The 15,534-nt window shown below is 75.1% G+C and carries 15 protein-coding genes and 1 pseudogene; 4 read left to right on the top strand and 12 right to left on the bottom strand.

Annotated elements, in window-relative coordinates; genetic code table 11:
- Positions 1-31: 31 nt before the first annotated feature.
- A complete protein-coding gene (locus AC4OXY_RS40075; protein ID WP_356025537.1) occupies positions 32-457 on the top strand; it encodes a DUF7144 family membrane protein in 426 nt (141 codons plus the stop codon).
- A gap of 19 nt (positions 458-476) precedes the next feature.
- Here the strand turns inward: AC4OXY_RS40075 and AC4OXY_RS40070 are convergent, their stop codons facing one another.
- The 3 genes from AC4OXY_RS40070 to AC4OXY_RS40060 all read right to left on the bottom strand — a co-directional run bounded on the left by AC4OXY_RS40070 (position 477) and on the right by AC4OXY_RS40060 (position 1,960).
- Positions 477-1,073 (bottom strand): TetR/AcrR family transcriptional regulator, encoded by a 597-nt coding sequence (locus tag AC4OXY_RS40070; RefSeq protein WP_491992182.1) that lies wholly within the window; start codon positions 1,071-1,073, stop codon positions 477-479.
- 63 nt (positions 1,074-1,136) lie between these two features.
- Positions 1,137-1,577 (bottom strand): PPOX class F420-dependent oxidoreductase, encoded by a 441-nt coding sequence (locus AC4OXY_RS40065; protein ID WP_356025542.1) that lies wholly within the window; start codon positions 1,575-1,577, stop codon positions 1,137-1,139.
- Positions 1,574-1,960: a hypothetical protein gene (locus AC4OXY_RS40060; RefSeq protein WP_491992181.1), complete on the bottom strand. Its 387-nt coding sequence runs from the start codon at positions 1,958-1,960 to the stop codon at positions 1,574-1,576. The genes AC4OXY_RS40065 and AC4OXY_RS40060 overlap by 4 nt, the downstream gene beginning before the upstream one ends.
- A gap of 96 nt (positions 1,961-2,056) precedes the next feature.
- Between AC4OXY_RS40060 and AC4OXY_RS40055 the strand changes: the two genes are divergently transcribed.
- Positions 2,057-3,280 (top strand): serine hydrolase domain-containing protein, encoded by a 1,224-nt coding sequence (locus AC4OXY_RS40055; RefSeq protein WP_491992180.1) that lies wholly within the window; start codon positions 2,057-2,059, stop codon positions 3,278-3,280.
- Between the two features lie 11 nt (positions 3,281-3,291).
- On the opposite strand, the gene ribA is transcribed toward AC4OXY_RS40055, so the two are convergent.
- On the bottom strand, positions 3,292-3,963 hold the full coding sequence (gene ribA, locus AC4OXY_RS40050) for a GTP cyclohydrolase II (protein ID WP_356025550.1): 672 nt from the start codon (positions 3,961-3,963) through the stop codon (positions 3,292-3,294).
- Positions 3,964-4,049: 86 nt separating this feature from the next.
- Here ribA and AC4OXY_RS40045 point away from each other — a divergent pair, with 86 nt between their 5' ends.
- On the top strand, positions 4,050-4,826 hold the full coding sequence (locus AC4OXY_RS40045) for a creatininase family protein (protein ID WP_491992179.1): 777 nt from the start codon (positions 4,050-4,052) through the stop codon (positions 4,824-4,826).
- 101 nt (positions 4,827-4,927) lie between these two features.
- On the opposite strand, the pseudogene AC4OXY_RS40040 reads toward AC4OXY_RS40045, so the two are convergent.
- The 5 genes and pseudogenes from AC4OXY_RS40040 to AC4OXY_RS40020 all read right to left on the bottom strand — a co-directional run.
- Positions 4,928-5,854: pseudogene (locus AC4OXY_RS40040) on the bottom strand (lysylphosphatidylglycerol synthase transmembrane domain-containing protein); the annotation flags it as partial.
- Positions 5,851-6,798 carry a class I SAM-dependent methyltransferase gene (locus AC4OXY_RS40035; RefSeq protein WP_356025814.1) on the bottom strand — a complete coding sequence of 316 codons (948 nt, stop codon included), beginning with the start codon at positions 6,796-6,798 and terminating at the stop codon, positions 5,851-5,853. The pseudogene AC4OXY_RS40040 and the gene AC4OXY_RS40035, both read right to left, overlap by 4 nt.
- Positions 6,799-7,067: 269 nt before the next feature.
- A complete protein-coding gene (locus tag AC4OXY_RS40030) occupies positions 7,068-8,252 on the bottom strand; it encodes a glycosyltransferase family 4 protein (RefSeq protein ID WP_491992178.1) in 1,185 nt (394 codons plus the stop codon).
- Positions 8,249-8,647, bottom strand: a complete 399-nt coding sequence (locus AC4OXY_RS40025; protein ID WP_356025558.1) for a 6-pyruvoyl trahydropterin synthase family protein — start codon at positions 8,645-8,647, stop codon at positions 8,249-8,251. The genes AC4OXY_RS40030 and AC4OXY_RS40025 overlap by 4 nt, the downstream gene beginning before the upstream one ends.
- 112 nt (positions 8,648-8,759) lie before the next feature.
- Positions 8,760-9,749 (bottom strand): zinc-dependent alcohol dehydrogenase, encoded by a 990-nt coding sequence (locus AC4OXY_RS40020; protein ID WP_491992177.1) that lies wholly within the window; start codon positions 9,747-9,749, stop codon positions 8,760-8,762.
- A gap of 107 nt (positions 9,750-9,856) precedes the next feature.
- Between AC4OXY_RS40020 and AC4OXY_RS40015 the strand changes: the two genes are divergently transcribed.
- On the top strand, positions 9,857-10,618 hold the full coding sequence (locus AC4OXY_RS40015) for a CDP-alcohol phosphatidyltransferase family protein (protein WP_356025563.1): 762 nt from the start codon (positions 9,857-9,859) through the stop codon (positions 10,616-10,618).
- Between the two features lie 76 nt (positions 10,619-10,694).
- On the opposite strand, the gene AC4OXY_RS40010 is transcribed toward AC4OXY_RS40015, so the two are convergent.
- From AC4OXY_RS40010 to AC4OXY_RS40000, 3 genes are all read right to left on the bottom strand, one after another.
- Entirely contained in the window at positions 10,695-11,399 is a 705-nt protein-coding gene (locus AC4OXY_RS40010) for a YcnI family copper-binding membrane protein (protein ID WP_491994715.1), read from the bottom strand.
- Between the two features lie 831 nt (positions 11,400-12,230).
- Positions 12,231-13,964: an ABC transporter permease subunit gene (locus AC4OXY_RS40005; protein ID WP_491992176.1), complete on the bottom strand. Its 1,734-nt coding sequence runs from the start codon at positions 13,962-13,964 to the stop codon at positions 12,231-12,233.
- 5 nt (positions 13,965-13,969) lie between these two features.
- Positions 13,970-15,475: an ABC transporter substrate-binding protein gene (locus AC4OXY_RS40000; RefSeq protein ID WP_491992175.1), complete on the bottom strand. Its 1,506-nt coding sequence runs from the start codon at positions 15,473-15,475 to the stop codon at positions 13,970-13,972.
- Positions 15,476-15,534: the final 59 nt, after the last annotated feature.

Below are 15,534 nucleotides of genomic sequence, written 5' to 3'. Positions count from 1 at the left end.
ACGTCGCACGGCACAGAAACGAGGTGGCACGATGACCGCCGCACCCACCGCACCCGCGCCCACCGCCAGGGAACAATGGGCCACCGGCCTGACCGCCTTCGGCGCGGTCATGCTCGTACTCGCCGGGATCCTGGACATCTTCCGCGGCATCATGGCGATCGCGCACGACGACGTGTTCCTCGTGACGCGCAGCTACGTCTTCCGGTTCGACCTCTCGGGGTGGGGCTGGATCCATCTGGTCCTCGGTGTCGTCGCCCTGCTCGTGGGCCTCGGCCTCTTCCGGGGCGTCGTGTGGGCGCGCGTGTGCGGAGTGGCCATCGCCTCGCTGATCGTCATCGCCAACTTCCTGTCCCTGCCGTACCACCCGGTGTGGTCGATCGTGCTGATCGCCTTCTCCGGGCTCGTCATCTGGGCCCTGTGCGTGGGGCGGACGGGCGCGTCCGAGCTGTTCGACTGACGTCAGCGGCTCGCCCTGGTCAGGGCGCCGGGGCCACCGCCGCGTCGAGCAGCGGGCCCAGTTCGCGTACGGCCGTGGTCAGCGGGCGTACGTCCTGGTCGGCGCGGGCCAGCAGGATCGCGCCCTCCAGGGTGCTGATCATCAGCGTGGCCAGGGATGCGGCGCGGGCCGCGGGGACGCCCATGCCGGCCAGGGCCTCGGCGAGCGGGGTCCGCCAGGTCGTGAAGGCGGCGGCCGCGGCCGCACGGGCCGAGCCGCCGGCGGCGGCGCACTCGGCGGTGGCCGCGGCGACCGGGCAGCCCGCGGCGAAACCCTCGGCCGCGTACTCGTCGGTCCACTGCGCGGCCATCGCCGCGAACAGGGCGCTCGGGCTCGGCTCGTCCAGGCTCGCGACGAAGCGTCCGATCCGCCGGCCCGCGTACCGTCCGGCCCAGTCGATCGCCTCGTTGACCAGCTGTTCCTTGCCGCCCGGGAAGTAGTGCTGCAGGGACCCGCGCGGTGCCCCGGCGTGGACGGCGACCTCACGCATACCGGTCGCGGTCACGCCGTGCCGCCGGATGAGCTGGGCCGCGCTGATGACCATCCGCTCCCGCGGCCCCGGCCGTTCCTCACCCATCGCCGACCTCCGTTCCGTGACACCCCCACTGCCTACCGCCTGCCGCCTATGGTCGCCCCCCGCTCACCCCTTCTCCGGGATCCCGTACGCCCGCTCGACTCGCAGCCGTACGACCAGGCGCCGGTCGCGGACCATCGCCGCCCGGTAGTCGTCCCAGTCGGGGTGTTCGCCGAGGACGTCGCGGTAGAGGCGGACCAGCTCCTCGACCGTGTCGTCGTACGGGTCCCGGGCGACCGGGGTCAGTTCGGCGGTGCCCTCGGCGACGGTGTACGCCCAGCGGTCGGCGCTGGTGACGTGGTACGAGGCGCGGGGGTCGCGGCGCAGGTTGCGCGTCTTGGCGCGGTCGTCGGTGACGGAGATCCGGATGAGCCGCTCCTCGGGGTAGTAGGCGTGGCTGACGTTGGACAGCTGGGGGCGGCCGTCCTGTTTGAGGGTGACCAGGGTGCCGCCGTGACCTGCGGAGAGCAGGGCGAGCAGGGCGTCCTGCGTGGTGTCGTGAGTCATATCACGGTCAACTCGGCGGTGCGGGCCGCGCATTCCCATGCGCCGGGCCGGCGGCACTCGCCCTGGACGGAGAGGGTGTCGAACTGTTGCTCGATTCGGGTGCTGCTCGCGCTCGGGGCCCTCATGCTGTCCCGGGCCGCGTCCGCGGCGGTGTTCGGCCGGGTTGCAGTGGCGAGCGCGATGTGGGCCGAGCGCGCCCGCAGACCGCGCTGAGCGTCGGCCCCGCCGTGGGCGTGGCCGCGGCGAGCGCGCTGCTGGGCGCCGGGACCGGGCCGGCGCTGCTCGTCCTCGCGGCCGGCCCGGCGCTCGGCGTGCTGCCGGCCTGCGCGCCGTCCGGGGCGGCGCGCGGCGTCGCGTCGGTCACACCCACCGTCGAAGATCACCTCCGGCACACCGTTTCTGCGACACGATGAGCACCGGACGCGGACCGGGCCGGGCGGCCGGCAGGCATTGCGTACGGCGGCGAGCGGAGGAGAGCGATGGCGGGGTTGGGGCAGGAAGTCGAGCCGGACGAGGCGGGGTTGGACGCCGCGGCGCTGGACCGCTTGGACCGGTACTTCGCCGACCACGTGGACGCGGGGCGGCTGCCCGGCTTTCTGCTGGCCCTGGCCCGCGACGGGCGCATCGCGCACCTCACGACGTACGGGCGGCGCGATGTCGCGGGCGGACTGCCGGTGGAATCCGACACGTTGTGGCGGATCTACTCGATGACCAAGCCGGTCACCGCCGTGGCCGTGCTGCTGCTGGTGGAGGAGGGCCGGCTGGGCCTGGACGATCCGCTGGAGCGGCATCTGCCCGCGTTCGCCAACCCCCAGGTGTACGAGGCGGGTTCGGGTGGCGGCCTCACCACCCGGCCGGCCGCCGGACCGATCCGGATCCGTCATCTGCTCACCCACACCGCCGGGTTGACCTTCGGCTTCTACCACCAGCATCCGGTCGACGCCCTGTACCGCGACTCGGGGCTGGAGTACTCGGTGCCGCCGGGTGCCGATCTGGCCGAGACGGTCGAGGTGTACGCACGGATGCCGTTGCAGTTCGAACCGGGCACGCAGTGGAACTACTCGGTCGCCTCGAACGTGCTGGGCCGGGTGATCGAGGTGGTGTCCGGGCGGCCGCTGGACGCGTTCCTCGCCGAGCGGATCCTCGGCCCGCTCGGCATGGCCGACACCGGGTTCCACCTCGCCCCCGGGCAGGAGCCCCGGCTGGCCGAGCTGTACCGGGAGACGGACGAGGGCGGGATCGCGCCGGTGCCGGGGCTGCCGGTGCACGGCCGGCCGCGGTTCCTGTCCGGCAGCGGCGGCCTGGTCTCCTCGGCGTACGACTTCCACCGGTTCATGGAGATGCTGCGCCGCGGCGGCGAACTCGACGGCGTCCGGCTGCTGTCGGCGGACGGCGTCGCGCTGATGACCGGCAACCGGCTGCCCGGCGGCGCCGTCCTGCGCGCCTTCGGCGCCCCGGTCCACCAGGAGCCCGGCAACGACGGCCTGGGCTTCGGCTTCAACGTCTCCGTGGTGGTCGACCCGTCGCGCACCCTGGCCCCGTCCAGCCTCGGTGCGTACGGCTGGACGGGCGCGGCCACGACCGCGTTCTGGGTGGACCCGGCGCACGAGCTGACGGTGCAGTTCATGACCCAGGTGCGCCCGAGGACGCTGAAGGTGTTCCCGCAGCTGCGGCGGCTGGTGAGCGAGGCGCTGGCCGGCTGACCGCCGGGCCGTCAGGAGCCGTGGGCGACGGCGTCCAGGTGCGGCAGGATGTGGTCCAGCCGCTCCCGTTTGGTGCGCAGATAGGTGATGTTGCTCTCGCACGGCTCGATGAGCAGCGGTACCCGCTCGGCGACCTGGATGCCGTGCCGGACGAGGGCCTCGCGCTTGCGCGGGTTGTTGGACATCAGCCGGACCGAGCGCACCCCGAGGTCGCGCAGGATCTCGGCGGCGACGCCGTAGTCGCGGGCGTCGACGGGCAGGCCGAGCGCGAGGTTCGCCTCCACGGTGTCCAGGCCCTCGGCCTGGAGTGCCATGGCGCGCAGTTTGGCGAGCAGGCCGATGCCGCGGCCCTCGTGCCCCCTCAAGTACACGACGACACCGCTGCCTTCGGCGACGACGGCGCGCAGCGCGGAGGCCAGCTGGTCGCCGCACTCGCAGTGCCGGGAGCCGAACGCGTCCCCGGTCAGGCATTCGGAGTGCAGCCGGGTCAGCACGTTCTCAGTGCCGATCTCGCCGTACACCAGGGCGACTTGTTCCTCGCCGCGGTCGTGGTCCAGGTAGCCGATCGCCTGGAATTTGCCGTACACGGTGGGCAGCGGCGCATTCACGACGCGTTCCGTGTCCGTCCGCCCTGCGGACTTCGAGCCCAGTACGCCGATGTCGACGCCGGTGTTTTCTGTCATGATCTGATTCCTCAAGCGAGACGAAAGGCCGTGAAACAATGAGTGGTTCGGGCGTGCGGGCGGCGGCACACGAGGCAACGCGCGGAATGAGCGGGACGCACGGGATGTACGGCGTGCTGCCGGCGGACACCACGCAGGACGTACGGGCGCGGGGGGCGGGCGTTCCCGCACAGGTCGCCGTCCTTCCCGTCGGCAGTTTCGAGCAGCACGGGCCCTTCCTTCCGCTGGCGACCGACACGCTGGTCGCCTGTGCCGTGGCGCGGGAGATCGCCGCCGTCCACCCGGTGCATCTCCTTCCTCCGGTGACGGTCTCCTGCTCGCACGAGCACGCCGGCTGGCCGGGGACCGTCAGCATCTCCTCGGTGACCCTCCACGCGGTGGTCCGGGACATCGCGGAGTCGCTGCGCCGCGGCGGGGTCGACACGCTCGTCGTGGTCAACGGGCACGGCGGCAACTACGTCCTCGGCAACGTCGTGCAGGAGGCGTCCGCGCGCGGTGAGCGGATGGCGCTGTTCCCGGCCGCCGAGGACTGGGAGGAGGCCCGGGAGCGGGCGGGGGTGGAGACCTCGCTGCTCTCCGACATGCATGCCGGGGAAATCGAGACCTCGATTCTTCTGCACGCTCATCCCGAATTCGTCCGCCCTGGTCACGAGTCCGCCGATTTCATCGCCGACGACCGTCGTCATCTGCTCACCGTGGGAATGTCCGCCTATACCGAATCGGGCGTCATCGGCCGTCCTTCCCTGGGGTCGGCGGAAAAGGGGAAGGACCTGCTGGCGAGCCTCGCGGATTCCTTCTCGGCGGTGTTCGCGTTGCTCACCGCGTCCGACGGCGCCGCGGACGCGGGGGCCGTACGGGGGTAGCCGCGCAGCCCGGCGTACCAGCGGGCGGCGAGGACGACGGCGCCGGGCAGACTCGCCACGAAGCTGAGCACGCCGTAGACCACGGCGACGGCGACCCCGCTGTCCGCGCCGAGCCCCGCGGCCCCGAACGCCCAGGCGGTGACGCCCTCGCGGGGGCCGAATCCGCCGATGTTCAGCGGCAGTCCCATGGCGACGAGGGCCAGGACCGCGAGCGGGACCAAGGCGGCCACGGAGGCGGCGGAGCCGGCGACCCGGGCCGCGACGACGAACATCGCCAGATGTCCGGCCAGGACGACGGCCGAGGACAGTGCGACACCAGGCCCGGCCTGCCGGGACAGCAGCCCCTGCCGTGCCTCGCCGAGGCTCGTGCGCAGCGCGGTCCGGCGCCGGCCGGGGGCGCGGTTCATGCGCACGGCGAGGACGACGGCGAGGGTGCCGGCGACGGCCAGGGCGGCGAGCGGCGCGAAGGCGCGGACCTCGTCGCGGACCGGCGAGGGCAGGACCAGCAGGGCCGCCGCGCCGGACACGGCCAGCGCGATCTGCCCCGCGACCCGCTCCAGCACCACCGCCTTCACGCCGCGCCGCAGGTCACCGGCGCTCTGCCCGTGCCGTACCGCGCGGTGCACGTCGCCCAGGATCCCGCCGGGCAGGGCCGCGTTCAGGAACAGCGCACGGTAGTAGTCGGCGACGGCGGGCCCGAAGGGCAGCCGGATCCGCAGGCCCCGGGCCACCAACTGCCAGCGCCAGGCGCTCAGCACGGTGGTGACCACGCCGATGCCGAGGGCGGCGAGGACGGTCCCGGTGTCGATCCGGCGCAGCCCGTCGAGCAGCGCGCCGGTGCCCAGCCGCCACAGCAGCGCGCCGAGGATGACGACACCGGCGGCGGTCCCGAGGTGCGTGCGCAGGGCACGGCCGCCGAGGCGCCGCGGGCCGACGGCGGACGTGGCGGAGCAGGCGGGGGCCGGGGCGGGGGCCTCGTTCTCCGCCGGTCCGGCACCCGCGGGGTACGCGGTCGCCCGCGCGGTCATGAGGTGCCGTCCGTCGAGCGGGGCAGGGCCAGCAGGTCGCTGTGGTGGACGATCACCCGCAGCTCGCCGGCGGCGCAGGCGGCGAGCCGGTCGCGCAGGTAGCGTGCCGCGCGCTCGGCCAGGTCGGGGCGCTGCTCCACGGCCGCGCCCACCCAGCCGCGCAGCCACTGTTCGGTCAGCGCGGCCTGCTCGGGGCCGAGGTGCCACGGGCTCGGGCGGACGCGGACGTTCGCGCCGCGCGCGGCGAACGCCTCGCGGGCCACGGTGACCGCGTCCGGGCCGAGCAGGTCCGTGCGCCGCTGGTGGTCGTTGAACGCCTCGGCGATCTCGGCGTCCAGCGGGTCGTGCGGGGTGAGTTCGACGCGTCCGGCGACGGACAGCGTGAGCAGCGCGGGACAACCGGCGCCGGCGCACGCGTCGACGAGGGCGAGGATCTCCTCGCGGGTGAGGACGTCGAGCAGCGCGGAGGCGGTGACCAGCGAGGCGCCGCTCAGCGCGTCCGGGGTCAGCCGGGCCACGTCCCCGCGCCGGGTCTCGACGGTGACGCGGCTGCCGTCGGCGGCGGAGCGCGGGCTGGCCACGGCGGCGAAGTGCAGCAGATAGGGGTCGCGGTCGTGCAGGACCCAGTGCTGGGCGCCGTCGAGGCGGGGCGCGAGCCAGCGGCCCATCGAGCCGGTGCCGCAGCCGAGGTCGTGCACGGCCAGGGCACCGGGGCGGCCCGGCAGGTTCGCCAGCCGGATCCGCAGCGGGTCCAGCAGATCGTGTGCACGGGCGGTCGCGTCGGCGCTCTCCCTCAGCTGCAGCCACTCGGGCGCGTAGCGGGGCGGTTCGCCGGGCTCGTCGTCCCGCAGCCGTACGGTGGCCCGCTCGCCCGGACGGCCGGCGGGCCCGGCGCCGGGGACGACCGAGAGCACCGAGTCGGCCGCGGCGGCCGCGGGCCCCAGGTCGGCGGACCCGTCATCGGCCGCTGTCGTACCGGACGCCGTCGTACCGGACGCCGTCGTACCGGACGCCGTCGTACCGGGCTCGCCGTGCGCGTCGGCCGGAGTGGGGCCACGGCCGTCGCCCTGTCCCGCACCGGCCGCACCGCCGTCGGTCTCCCTGCGCGGCACGGACTCCACCTCGCTCTCACTCTTCCACGGCAACTCCGTTTCCCGGCGCCCCGGTTGGGCCGGGATCGCGGCGGCCGCGTTCGTCATGGTGTCGCGTGCCGTCATGCCGCCCTCCCCGGGGTCTCGGGGAGGCGGCCGAGGACCGCGGCCAGGCTGCGGGCGGTGGCGGCCCAGCCGTCGAGCGCGGCACGCCGGGCGCGGGCCGCGGCCTTGAGCCGGCGGCGTACGTCGGGCTCGCCGAACCAGCCGCGCAGTTCGGCGGCGAGCGCGCCGGGATCCTCCGGCGGGACGAGGATGCCGGGCACCCCGCCGTCGGGAGCCCGGCCGACCGCCTCCGGCACCCCGCCGACGTCGGTGGCGAGCACCGGGATGCCGCGGGCCAGCGCCTCGGTCACCGCCATGCCGTAGGTCTCCGCGTACGACGTCAGGACCATCAGGTCGGCCGCGGCGTAGGCGGCGTCGAGGCCGGCGCCGGTGCGCGGGCCGGTCAGATGCAGCCGGTCGGTGAGGCCGTGCCGGGCGATCAGCTCCCGCAACTGTGCGACGTACACGGGGTCGTGGACGAGTCCGCCGACGCACTCGCAGGTCCACGGCAGGTCGCGCACCGCCGCGAGGGCCTCCACGAGCCGGTGCTGGCCCTTGCGCGGGGTCACCGCGGCGACGCACAGCAGCCGGGAGACGCCGTCGGTGCCGGGCGCGAGGGGCGCGATGTCGGCGCCGGGCGGGGCGACATGGACCCGGTCGGGGGCGAGGCCGTGGTGGGAGACGAGCCGGCGCACCGCCCAGTCGCTGGTCGCGACGACGGCGGGTACGGCGCGCAGCACGGCCCGTTCCCGGGCGTCGAGGTCGGCGGCGTCCCGGGGGTCGAGGCCGGTCTCGTCGCCGAGCGGCAGATGCACCAGCACCGCGAGGCGCAGGCGTTCGGCCTCCGGGGTGACGATCTCGGGCACGCCGCAGGCGACGAGTCCGTCGAGCAGGACGATCGCGTCGTCCGGCAGGTCCCGCAGGGTGCGGGCGAGTGCCTCGCGGGCGGCGCGGTCGGGGCGGGGCCAAATGCCGGCGGCGATGTGCCGGGTGACCTGCCAGCCGAAGCCGGGCAGGTCGAGGCAGAGCCGGCGGTCGTAGGCGTTGCCGCCGCTGGGCGCGGCCGGGTCGTCGACGCCGGCCGGCATCACGAAGTGCACGGTGCGCAGGGACATGGGGATGATTCCGGCCTGCTGCTCGGCTGCGGTGGACTGTGCGGGCACGTAGGAGAGCCGCGCCCGCTCCACGGTCGCGTCGGTCACAGGGCACGCTCGTAACTCGCCCAGGCGATGTGCGACTCGTGGAGGGTGACCGATATGGCGGCGAGCCCCTTGGCCCCTTCGCCGAGGTTGCCCTTGTGGACGCGTTCGGCGAGCCGGTCGGCGATGACCTTGGCGAGGTACTCGGTGGAGGTGTTGACACCGGCGAAGTCGGGTTCGTCGTCGAGGTTGCGGTAGTTCAGCTCGGCGGTGATCAGCCGCAGTTCCTGGGTGGCGAGGCCGATGTCGACCACGATGTTGTCCTGGTCCAGCTGTTCGCGGCGGAAGGTGGCGTCCACGAGGAACGTGGCGCCGTGCAGTTTCTGCGCGGGTCCGAACACCTCGCCGCGGAAGCTGTGGGCGATCATGATGTGATCGCGGACGGTGATGCTGAACAACGGACGACCCTCCAGGTGCGGCGCGTCTGGTCCCCCCGGACCGTGCCTGCCCGGGGATGACATCTAGTACGGCTCTTCGCTTCCCCGTGTTCAGTCCCCTCTCACTCTTTTCTCAGGTCAGACCCGCCTCGGCGTACCGGATGCGGTGGCACAGGGCCGGGATGTCACCGGCGGCGAGCCGCGGCATGACGTCGGGGAGTTGCTCGAACTCGCTCTCCCCCGTGATGAGCGCGTCCAGGGCCGGGTCGGCGAGCAGGTCGAGGGCGAGTGCCATCCGGTCGGCGTAACCGCGGCCGGGGCGGGCGGCCGGGGAGACGGTGCCGACCTGGCTGCTGCGCACGGTGAGCCGGCGGGAGTGGAAGGCCTCGCCGAGCGGCAGTCTCACGCGCCGGTCGCCGTACCAGCTCAGCTCCACGACGGTGCCGTCCGGGGCAAGGAGCTGCAGGGCGCGGGTGAGACCGGCCTCGCTGGCGCTGGCGTGGACGACGAGGTCGCAGTCGCCGAGGGCGCCGTCGGGGGTCGCGAAGTCGACGCCGAGGGCCTCGGCGGTCTTCGCGCGGGCCGGGTCCGCGTCGACGAGCTGGAGGCGGATGCCCGGGAAGCGGGCGAGCAGTGCGGCCACCGAGCAGCCGACCATGCCGCCGCCGACCACGGCGATCCGGTCCCCGATCAGCGGCGAGGCGTCCCACAGGGCGTTGACGGCGGTCTCGACGGTCCCGGCGAGCACGGCGCGCGCGGCGGGCACGGACTCGGGTACGACGGTGACGGCGTTCACCGGGACGACGTAACGGCTCTGGTGCGGGTACAGGCAGAAGACGGTACGTCCGATCAGGTCGGCCGGGCCCTGTTCCACCGTGCCGACGCTGAGATAGCCGTACTTCACCGGGCCCGGGAAGTCGCCCTCCTGGAACGGCGCCCGCATCACGGCGTGTTGGCCGGGCGGCACCTGGCCGCGGAAGACGAGCGTCTCGGTGCCGCGGCTGACCCCCGAGTACAGCGCGCGCACGAGGACCTCGCCCTCGGCGGGCTCCGCGAGGGTGACGTCACGCAGTTCTCCGTGGCCGGGCGAGCGCAGCCAGAACGCGCGGGCCGAGCGGTTCATGGGCATCCTCCTGAACAGTGGGCAAGTTGTTCACGTACCGAGAAGTGCACAGGCCGCGCACAGTACGCGGCGTTGATCGACTCTGTCACTCGGCCGGAGGGTGTGCGGTGGCCCTGAACAACACGTATGACGCGAGGCTCCAGCAGGAGACCGCTGTGGGAGCGGGCGTACAGATCCTGCTGCTGGCCCTGCTCGGCACGGCGATAGGCATGGGGCCGGCCGGCTGGCTGACGGGGCTGGCGTTCGCGTTCGCCACCTGGGCCGTGCTGGCCCGCGCCCTGCACCGCTCCCGGCTGCGCTCCTTCGGTCCCGCGAACCGGGTCACGCTCGGCCGGGCGACCCTGGTGGGCGGGGTGACCGCCCTGGTCGCGGACTCCTTCGAGAGCTCGCCGCCGGTGACCGTGCTGGTCGGCCTGACCGCCGTCGCCCTCCTCCTGGACGGCGTCGACGGCAAGGTGGCCCGCCGCACGGGGACGTCGACGGCGCTCGGGGCCCGCTTCGACATGGAGGTCGACGCGTTCCTGATCCTCGTGCTGAGCGTCTATGTCTCGATGCAGCTGGGCCCGTGGGTGCTGCTGATCGGCGGCATGCGGTACGCGTTCGTCGCGGCCGCCCGCCTCGCCCCCTGGCTGAACGCCCCGCTGCCGCCCTCCTTCGCCCGCAAGACGGTGGCCGCGGTGCAGGGCGTCGCGCTCCTGGTGGCGGGGGCCGAGCTGCTGCCGCGGCCGGCGAACCTCGCGGTCGTCCTGCTGGCGCTGGGCTCCCTGGTGTGGTCCTTCGGGCGCGACGTGCGCTGGCTGTGGCGTACGTCGCGTACGCCGGTGCGGGTGCCGGCCGAGGCCCCGGTGCTGGAGCTGGCCGGGCGCTGAGCGGCGGCGGGCAGGGGGAAGGGCCCGGACCGGGAATGCCGGTCCGGGCCCTTCGCATCGCACTGACTGCCTGCTGCTACGCCCGCGGCGTGCGGCTCCGCACGAGCGCGAAGGCCGCGGCGGCGAGGCCGAGGACGCCGACGACCAGCCCGGCGATGCCGAGCCCGCGGGCCGTGGAGTCGGCGGAGTCCGCGGCCCGGGTGGTGGCGGCGCTCTTGGCGGGGGCGGCCGCACCGGTGCCACCGGCCGTCAGTCTGAGCACGGGCGCCGGGTTCTCCGGGCCGTCGCCGCCGGTGGGCTCCTCGATCCAGCGGACGACCTTGCCGTCGGAGTACGTCTGGAGTGTCTTGAAGACCAACTGCCCGGTGTCGGAGGGGAGTTGCCCGAAGGCGACGTCGAAGTCCTCGTACTGTCCGGCGGCGATCCTCCCGCCGGTGAAGGTGATCTCGGAGGCGGCCTCGGTGATGGTGCCGTCGTCGGTCTTGACGGGCGTCTTCAGCCTGGTCGTGGTGACCTTGGCCGTCCAGCCGTCCTGCGGGTGGACGAGGACGCCGAGGACGGGGTGGTCGGTGGGCAGGAAGATCTGGACCTTCGTGGTGAAGGCGCCGTCCTCCTCGTTGGGGACGCGGAAGGTGAGGACGCCGTCGGTGGCGCCCTTGGCGTAGCTCTCGGGGTGGACGGTGACGTGCGCGAAGGCGGCACCGGCGGCGAGGAGCACGGTGGCGGCGGCACCGGCGACGACGGTCGCGGCGCGGCGCAGGGCGGGACGTGTGGCGGACATGGCGGGTCGGTCTCCGTACGGGTGACGTGGGTGAAGGGGTCGGATCGGGTACGGGACCGGGGCCGGGGGTCCGCGCCGGCTGACCGCGTGCCGCAGCGGGGCACGGCAGGGCGGCCCGGGATCGTCCGGGAGACACGGGGTGTGCGGGGCGGGGGCGGGCAGCGTGGCCTCGCGCCACCGGACGGCGAGGCCGGGGACGAGGCGGGCGGTGCGGCGCAGCAGCGACCACAGGGCGGCCTCGCCCCGCCGCAGCCACCAGGAGGCGGCGAGCGCGGCGAGGAGATGGGCGGCGGTGGCGTGGGTCGTGTACGCGGACGCCGTCGCGTGGACGTGTGCCGCGGCCGTGGCGGGGCCGTGCATGAGCGGCATCGCGGGACCGTGAGCGAACGGCATCGCGTGGCTCTGCGTCACCGCCGCACCGTGGCCCGGCGTGGCCGTCATGCCCGCCGCGGGCGCGGGCCCGCTGCCGTGGTGGGCGGCGTCGAAGCCGGTGTGCAGGGCGGCCTGGGTGGCCAGCATGGCGGCGCCGATGCCGGTGAGCGACCGTTCGCGGGCGCCGAGGATCCAGCCGAGCGCGAACACCGCGGCGAATCCGGCCGCGTCGGCCCACAGAGGCGGCATCGTCCCCATGGCGAGCCCGTGCCCGGCGGCGGCGAGGAGCACGCACACCGCGGCGAACACCGCGGCACGCAGACCTCTCACCGCCGGGGACGCGCTCATGGTGAGGGAGTCTCCCACGGTCGGGTGATACGTGGGGCGGGGGCGTCGTGTTCAGCGGCGGGGCAGGGCGAGCCGCCGCAGGTACCGGGTGCGGGGCGGCGGGCACGGACGTCATCGGGTCACCGGCTCCCCCTTGCCGGCCGGGCGTTCGGCGCGCGCCGGGCGTCGCAGGGCGGCCGCCGAGGTGACGGCGAGCGCGCCGAGGACGGCGAGTACGGCGGCGGGGGCGAGGACCGTCCAGGGGGCGCGTTCGGCGTAGGGCTGGTTCTCGGCGAGGAGATGGCCCCACTCGGGGGACGGCGGCTGGGCGCCGAGGCCGAGGAAGCCGAGCGAGGCGAGGGCGAGGGCGGTGCCGGGCAGCCGGAGCAGGGCGTGCCGGGCGACGGGCGGGACGACGGCGGGCAGGAGTTCGTGGCGCAGCAGGTACCAGCGGCCGGCGCCGAGGGCGCGGGTGGCGGTGAGGTGCAGGGCGGCGCGTTCCTGCCGCAGGAGCGCGCTGGTGTGGGCGGCGAGGGGTGCCCAGGCGACGGCGGCGACGGCGAGCGCGGGGGTGGCCGGGCCGCCGCCCGCGACGGCGGTGACGAGGAGCGCGGCGAGGACGGGCGGTACGGCGTTGACGGTGTCGGCGAGCGGCCCGGACAGCCGGGGCAGCAGTCCGAGCAGCAGCCCGGCCAGCAGGGTGCCGGCGCTGAGGGCGAGGGCGAGCAGCAGGGTGTCGACGGCGCCGTGGGCGATGCGGGCGAGCAGGTCGCGGCCGAGGGCGTCGGTGCCGAACGGGTGGGCGGCGCAGGGTGGTTGGAGGCGGGCGGCGGTGTCGAGGGCGAGCGGGTCGCGGGGCAGACCGGCGGCGAGGACGGCCAGCAGCACGGCGGCGAGGAGGAGCGGCGTCGCAGCCCGCGCGGGCGCGGTGGCCGGGTGCAGTGCGGGTACGGCGCCGTCCTTGAGGGCGGGGCCGACGAGCAGGCGTACGCCGAGCCGGGCGGTGCCCGCGGCCAGGGCGGCGAGGAGCACCAGGCAGAGGGTGCCGGTCTGGAGGACGGGCAGGTCCTGGGCGAGGGCGGCCTGGAGGGTGGTGCGGCCGAGTCCGGGGATGTCGAAGATCTGCTCGACGGCGACGGCGCCGCCGGTCATGCCGACGACGAACAGGGCGGTGTTGGGCAGCAGTCCAGGCAGGACGCGCCGGACCGCCTGCCGGGCGATCGAGCGGGCGGGCAGTCCGCGCGCCCGTGCGGCCCGCACCCAGGGCTCGGCGAAGGCGCCGGGCAGCTGGTCGTCGAGGAGCCGGCCGAGGACGGCGCCCGCGGGCAGGCCGAGGGCGAGGGCGGGCAGGACGGTGTGGCGCGGGCCGTACCAGCCGAGGGCGGGCAGCCAGCCGAGCTGGACGCCGACGACGGTGGCGAGCACGGAGGCGGTGAGGAACTCCGGGAGCGTGGCGAGCATCGCGGAGCCGGCGCCGCCGGGCCGGTCGCGGCCGCCGCGGCACAGGGTGCGGGCGCAGACAGCGGCCGCGGTGCACAGGGCGACGGCCAGGGCGACGGCCATCAGCAGCAGGGAGGCGCCGAGCGCCTGGAGCACGGCCGGTCCGACGTCGGCGCCGGAGATCCAGGACTGTCCGGCGTCCCCGCGCGCCAGTCCGCCGAGCCAGCGCCCGAGCAGGGTCAACGCCCCGTCGTCCAGGCGCAGTTGACGGCGGATGGCGGAGAGCACCTCGGGGTCGGGATCCCGGTCCTGGGCGCGGGCCTTGAGGACGGTGAGCGCGGGATCGGTGCGGGCCAGCCAGGGCAGCAGCCCGATCCCGCACACCAGGGCACCGGCGAGCGAGGCCCGCCACAGCATGCTGCGCATGTCGCTCAGCGCCGGGTGCCGGTGCCGACGAGGGTGCGCTCGTAGGGGTCGAGGAGCACCCCCTTCACCGCGCCGGAGACGCCGGCGACGACGCGCTGGTGGACCAGCGGTACGACGGTGTCGGTGGCGAGGATCGCCGCCTCGGCGCGCAGCGCGGCGGTCCGCCGTCCGGCGGGGTCGGCGGTGCGCTCGGCGGCGGCCACGGCCCGGTCGACGGCGCGGTCGCACAGCAGGGCCAGGTTGTAGCCGCCGTCGCAGGTGTAGTCGCTCGCCAGGACGGCGACGGGGTCTCCCGTGTCGACGAGGCTGTTGCGGGCGAGCACGAACGCGTCGAACTTCCCGTCGAGGGCGTCGCCCTCCAGCCGCCCGTACTCGCGCACGACGAGCTTCACCCGGAAGCCCGCCTTCTCCAGCTGCTGCTTCAACACCTGGGCGACTTCGGGGAGTTCGGGCCGGTTGTCGTAGGTGGCGAGGGTGAGTTCGGCCCCGTGGGGCCGCTTCGCCGCGGCCCGGCCCGCGGGCTTGAGGTGCTTGCCCTCGGCCCAGGTGACGGCGGGCCCGTAGATCCCGGTCCCACGGTCGGCGTGCCCCTCGTACACGCCGCGCGCGAGGCCGGAGGTGTCGACGGCGGCGCGGGCGGCGGCCCGCAGCCCGGCGTCGCGCAGCGGCCCGGAGCGGGAGTTGAGCAGCAGGCTGGTGGTGCGCGTGGTGGCGGTCTCGCGCCGGGTCCCCTCGGCCAGGCTGGCGGCCTGGGCGACGGGCACGGCCTCGGCCAGGTCGGCGTCACCGCTGCGCAGGGCGTTGGTGCGGGCGGTGCCGTCGGCGACGAAGCGGACGTCGATGCCGCCGGCCCGGGCGCGCCCGCCCCAGTAGCCGTCGTACCGGTCGAGGGTGGCGGAGGCGGTCCCGTTCACCTTCTTCAGGACGAACGGCCCGGTGCCGCTGCCCACCGGGTCGACGGCGCCCTTGCGGGTGTACGCCGTGGCGGACAGGACGGCGAGGCCGGGGCTGGACAGTCGCAGGGGCAGGACCGGGTCGGGCCGCTCGGTGGTGACGCGCAGCCGGCGGGCGTCCACCGCCCGGGCGGTCAGCTCCACGCCGGACAGGGCGGCCGGGGCGGGCCGGGCCGTGGCGGCGCGGGCGAGGGAGGCGGCGACGGCGCGGGCGGTCACGTCGGTGCCGTCGTGGAAGGTGGCCTCGCGCAGGGTGAACAGCCAGCTGCGGTCGCCGTCCTGCCGCCAGGAGGTGGCGAGGGCGGGCGCGGCGGCGCCGTTGCCGTCGAGCGCGGTCAGCCCCTCGGTGACGCCGAGCCGGGTGAGGATCGTGCCGTCGGCGCCGTACGGGGAGAGCCGCTCGGCGGGCGGAAAGGCGAGCGCGACGCGCAGCCGGGCGGCGCCGCCGGCACCGCCGGCACCGCCGCCGCGATGGTCGCCCGCACCGGAGGCGAAGCAGCCTGCCAGCAAGGGGGTGAGCAGAAGGGCGGCGAGCAGCCGGGGACGCGGGAGAGACATGATCCTCGGTTCGTTTCGGACGATCGGGCGCGAGCCCCAGACTACATGACAATCATTTT

The organism is Streptomyces sp. HUAS MG56 (assembly GCF_058673395.1).
Note: the sequence above shows the minus strand (reverse complement) of the source record. Positions and strands in the feature narration are given on the sequence as shown.

Bases quoted from the DNA above. Each gene is read 5' to 3' on its own strand.
- AC4OXY_RS40020 (WP_491992177.1), bottom strand. From the start codon at position 9,749: ATGAACCGCTCGGCCCGCGCGTTCTGGCTGCGCTCGCCCGGCCACGGA.
- AC4OXY_RS40005 (WP_491992176.1), bottom strand. From the start codon at position 13,964: ATGCGCAGCATGCTGTGGCGGGCCTCGCTCGCCGGTGCCCTGGTGTGC.
- AC4OXY_RS40045 (WP_491992179.1), top strand. From the start codon at position 4,050: ATGAGCGGGACGCACGGGATGTACGGCGTGCTGCCGGCGGACACCACG.
- AC4OXY_RS40075 (WP_356025537.1), top strand. From the start codon at position 32: ATGACCGCCGCACCCACCGCACCCGCGCCCACCGCCAGGGAACAATGG.
- AC4OXY_RS40055 (WP_491992180.1), top strand. From the start codon at position 2,057: ATGGCGGGGTTGGGGCAGGAAGTCGAGCCGGACGAGGCGGGGTTGGAC.
- AC4OXY_RS40065 (WP_356025542.1), bottom strand. From the start codon at position 1,577: ATGACTCACGACACCACGCAGGACGCCCTGCTCGCCCTGCTCTCCGCA.
- AC4OXY_RS40000 (WP_491992175.1), bottom strand. From the start codon at position 15,475: ATGTCTCTCCCGCGTCCCCGGCTGCTCGCCGCCCTTCTGCTCACCCCC.
- AC4OXY_RS40070 (WP_491992182.1), bottom strand. From the start codon at position 1,073: ATGGGTGAGGAACGGCCGGGGCCGCGGGAGCGGATGGTCATCAGCGCG.
- AC4OXY_RS40010 (WP_491994715.1), bottom strand. From the start codon at position 11,399: ATGTCCGCCACACGTCCCGCCCTGCGCCGCGCCGCGACCGTCGTCGCC.
- ribA (WP_356025550.1), bottom strand. From the start codon at position 3,963: ATGACAGAAAACACCGGCGTCGACATCGGCGTACTGGGCTCGAAGTCC.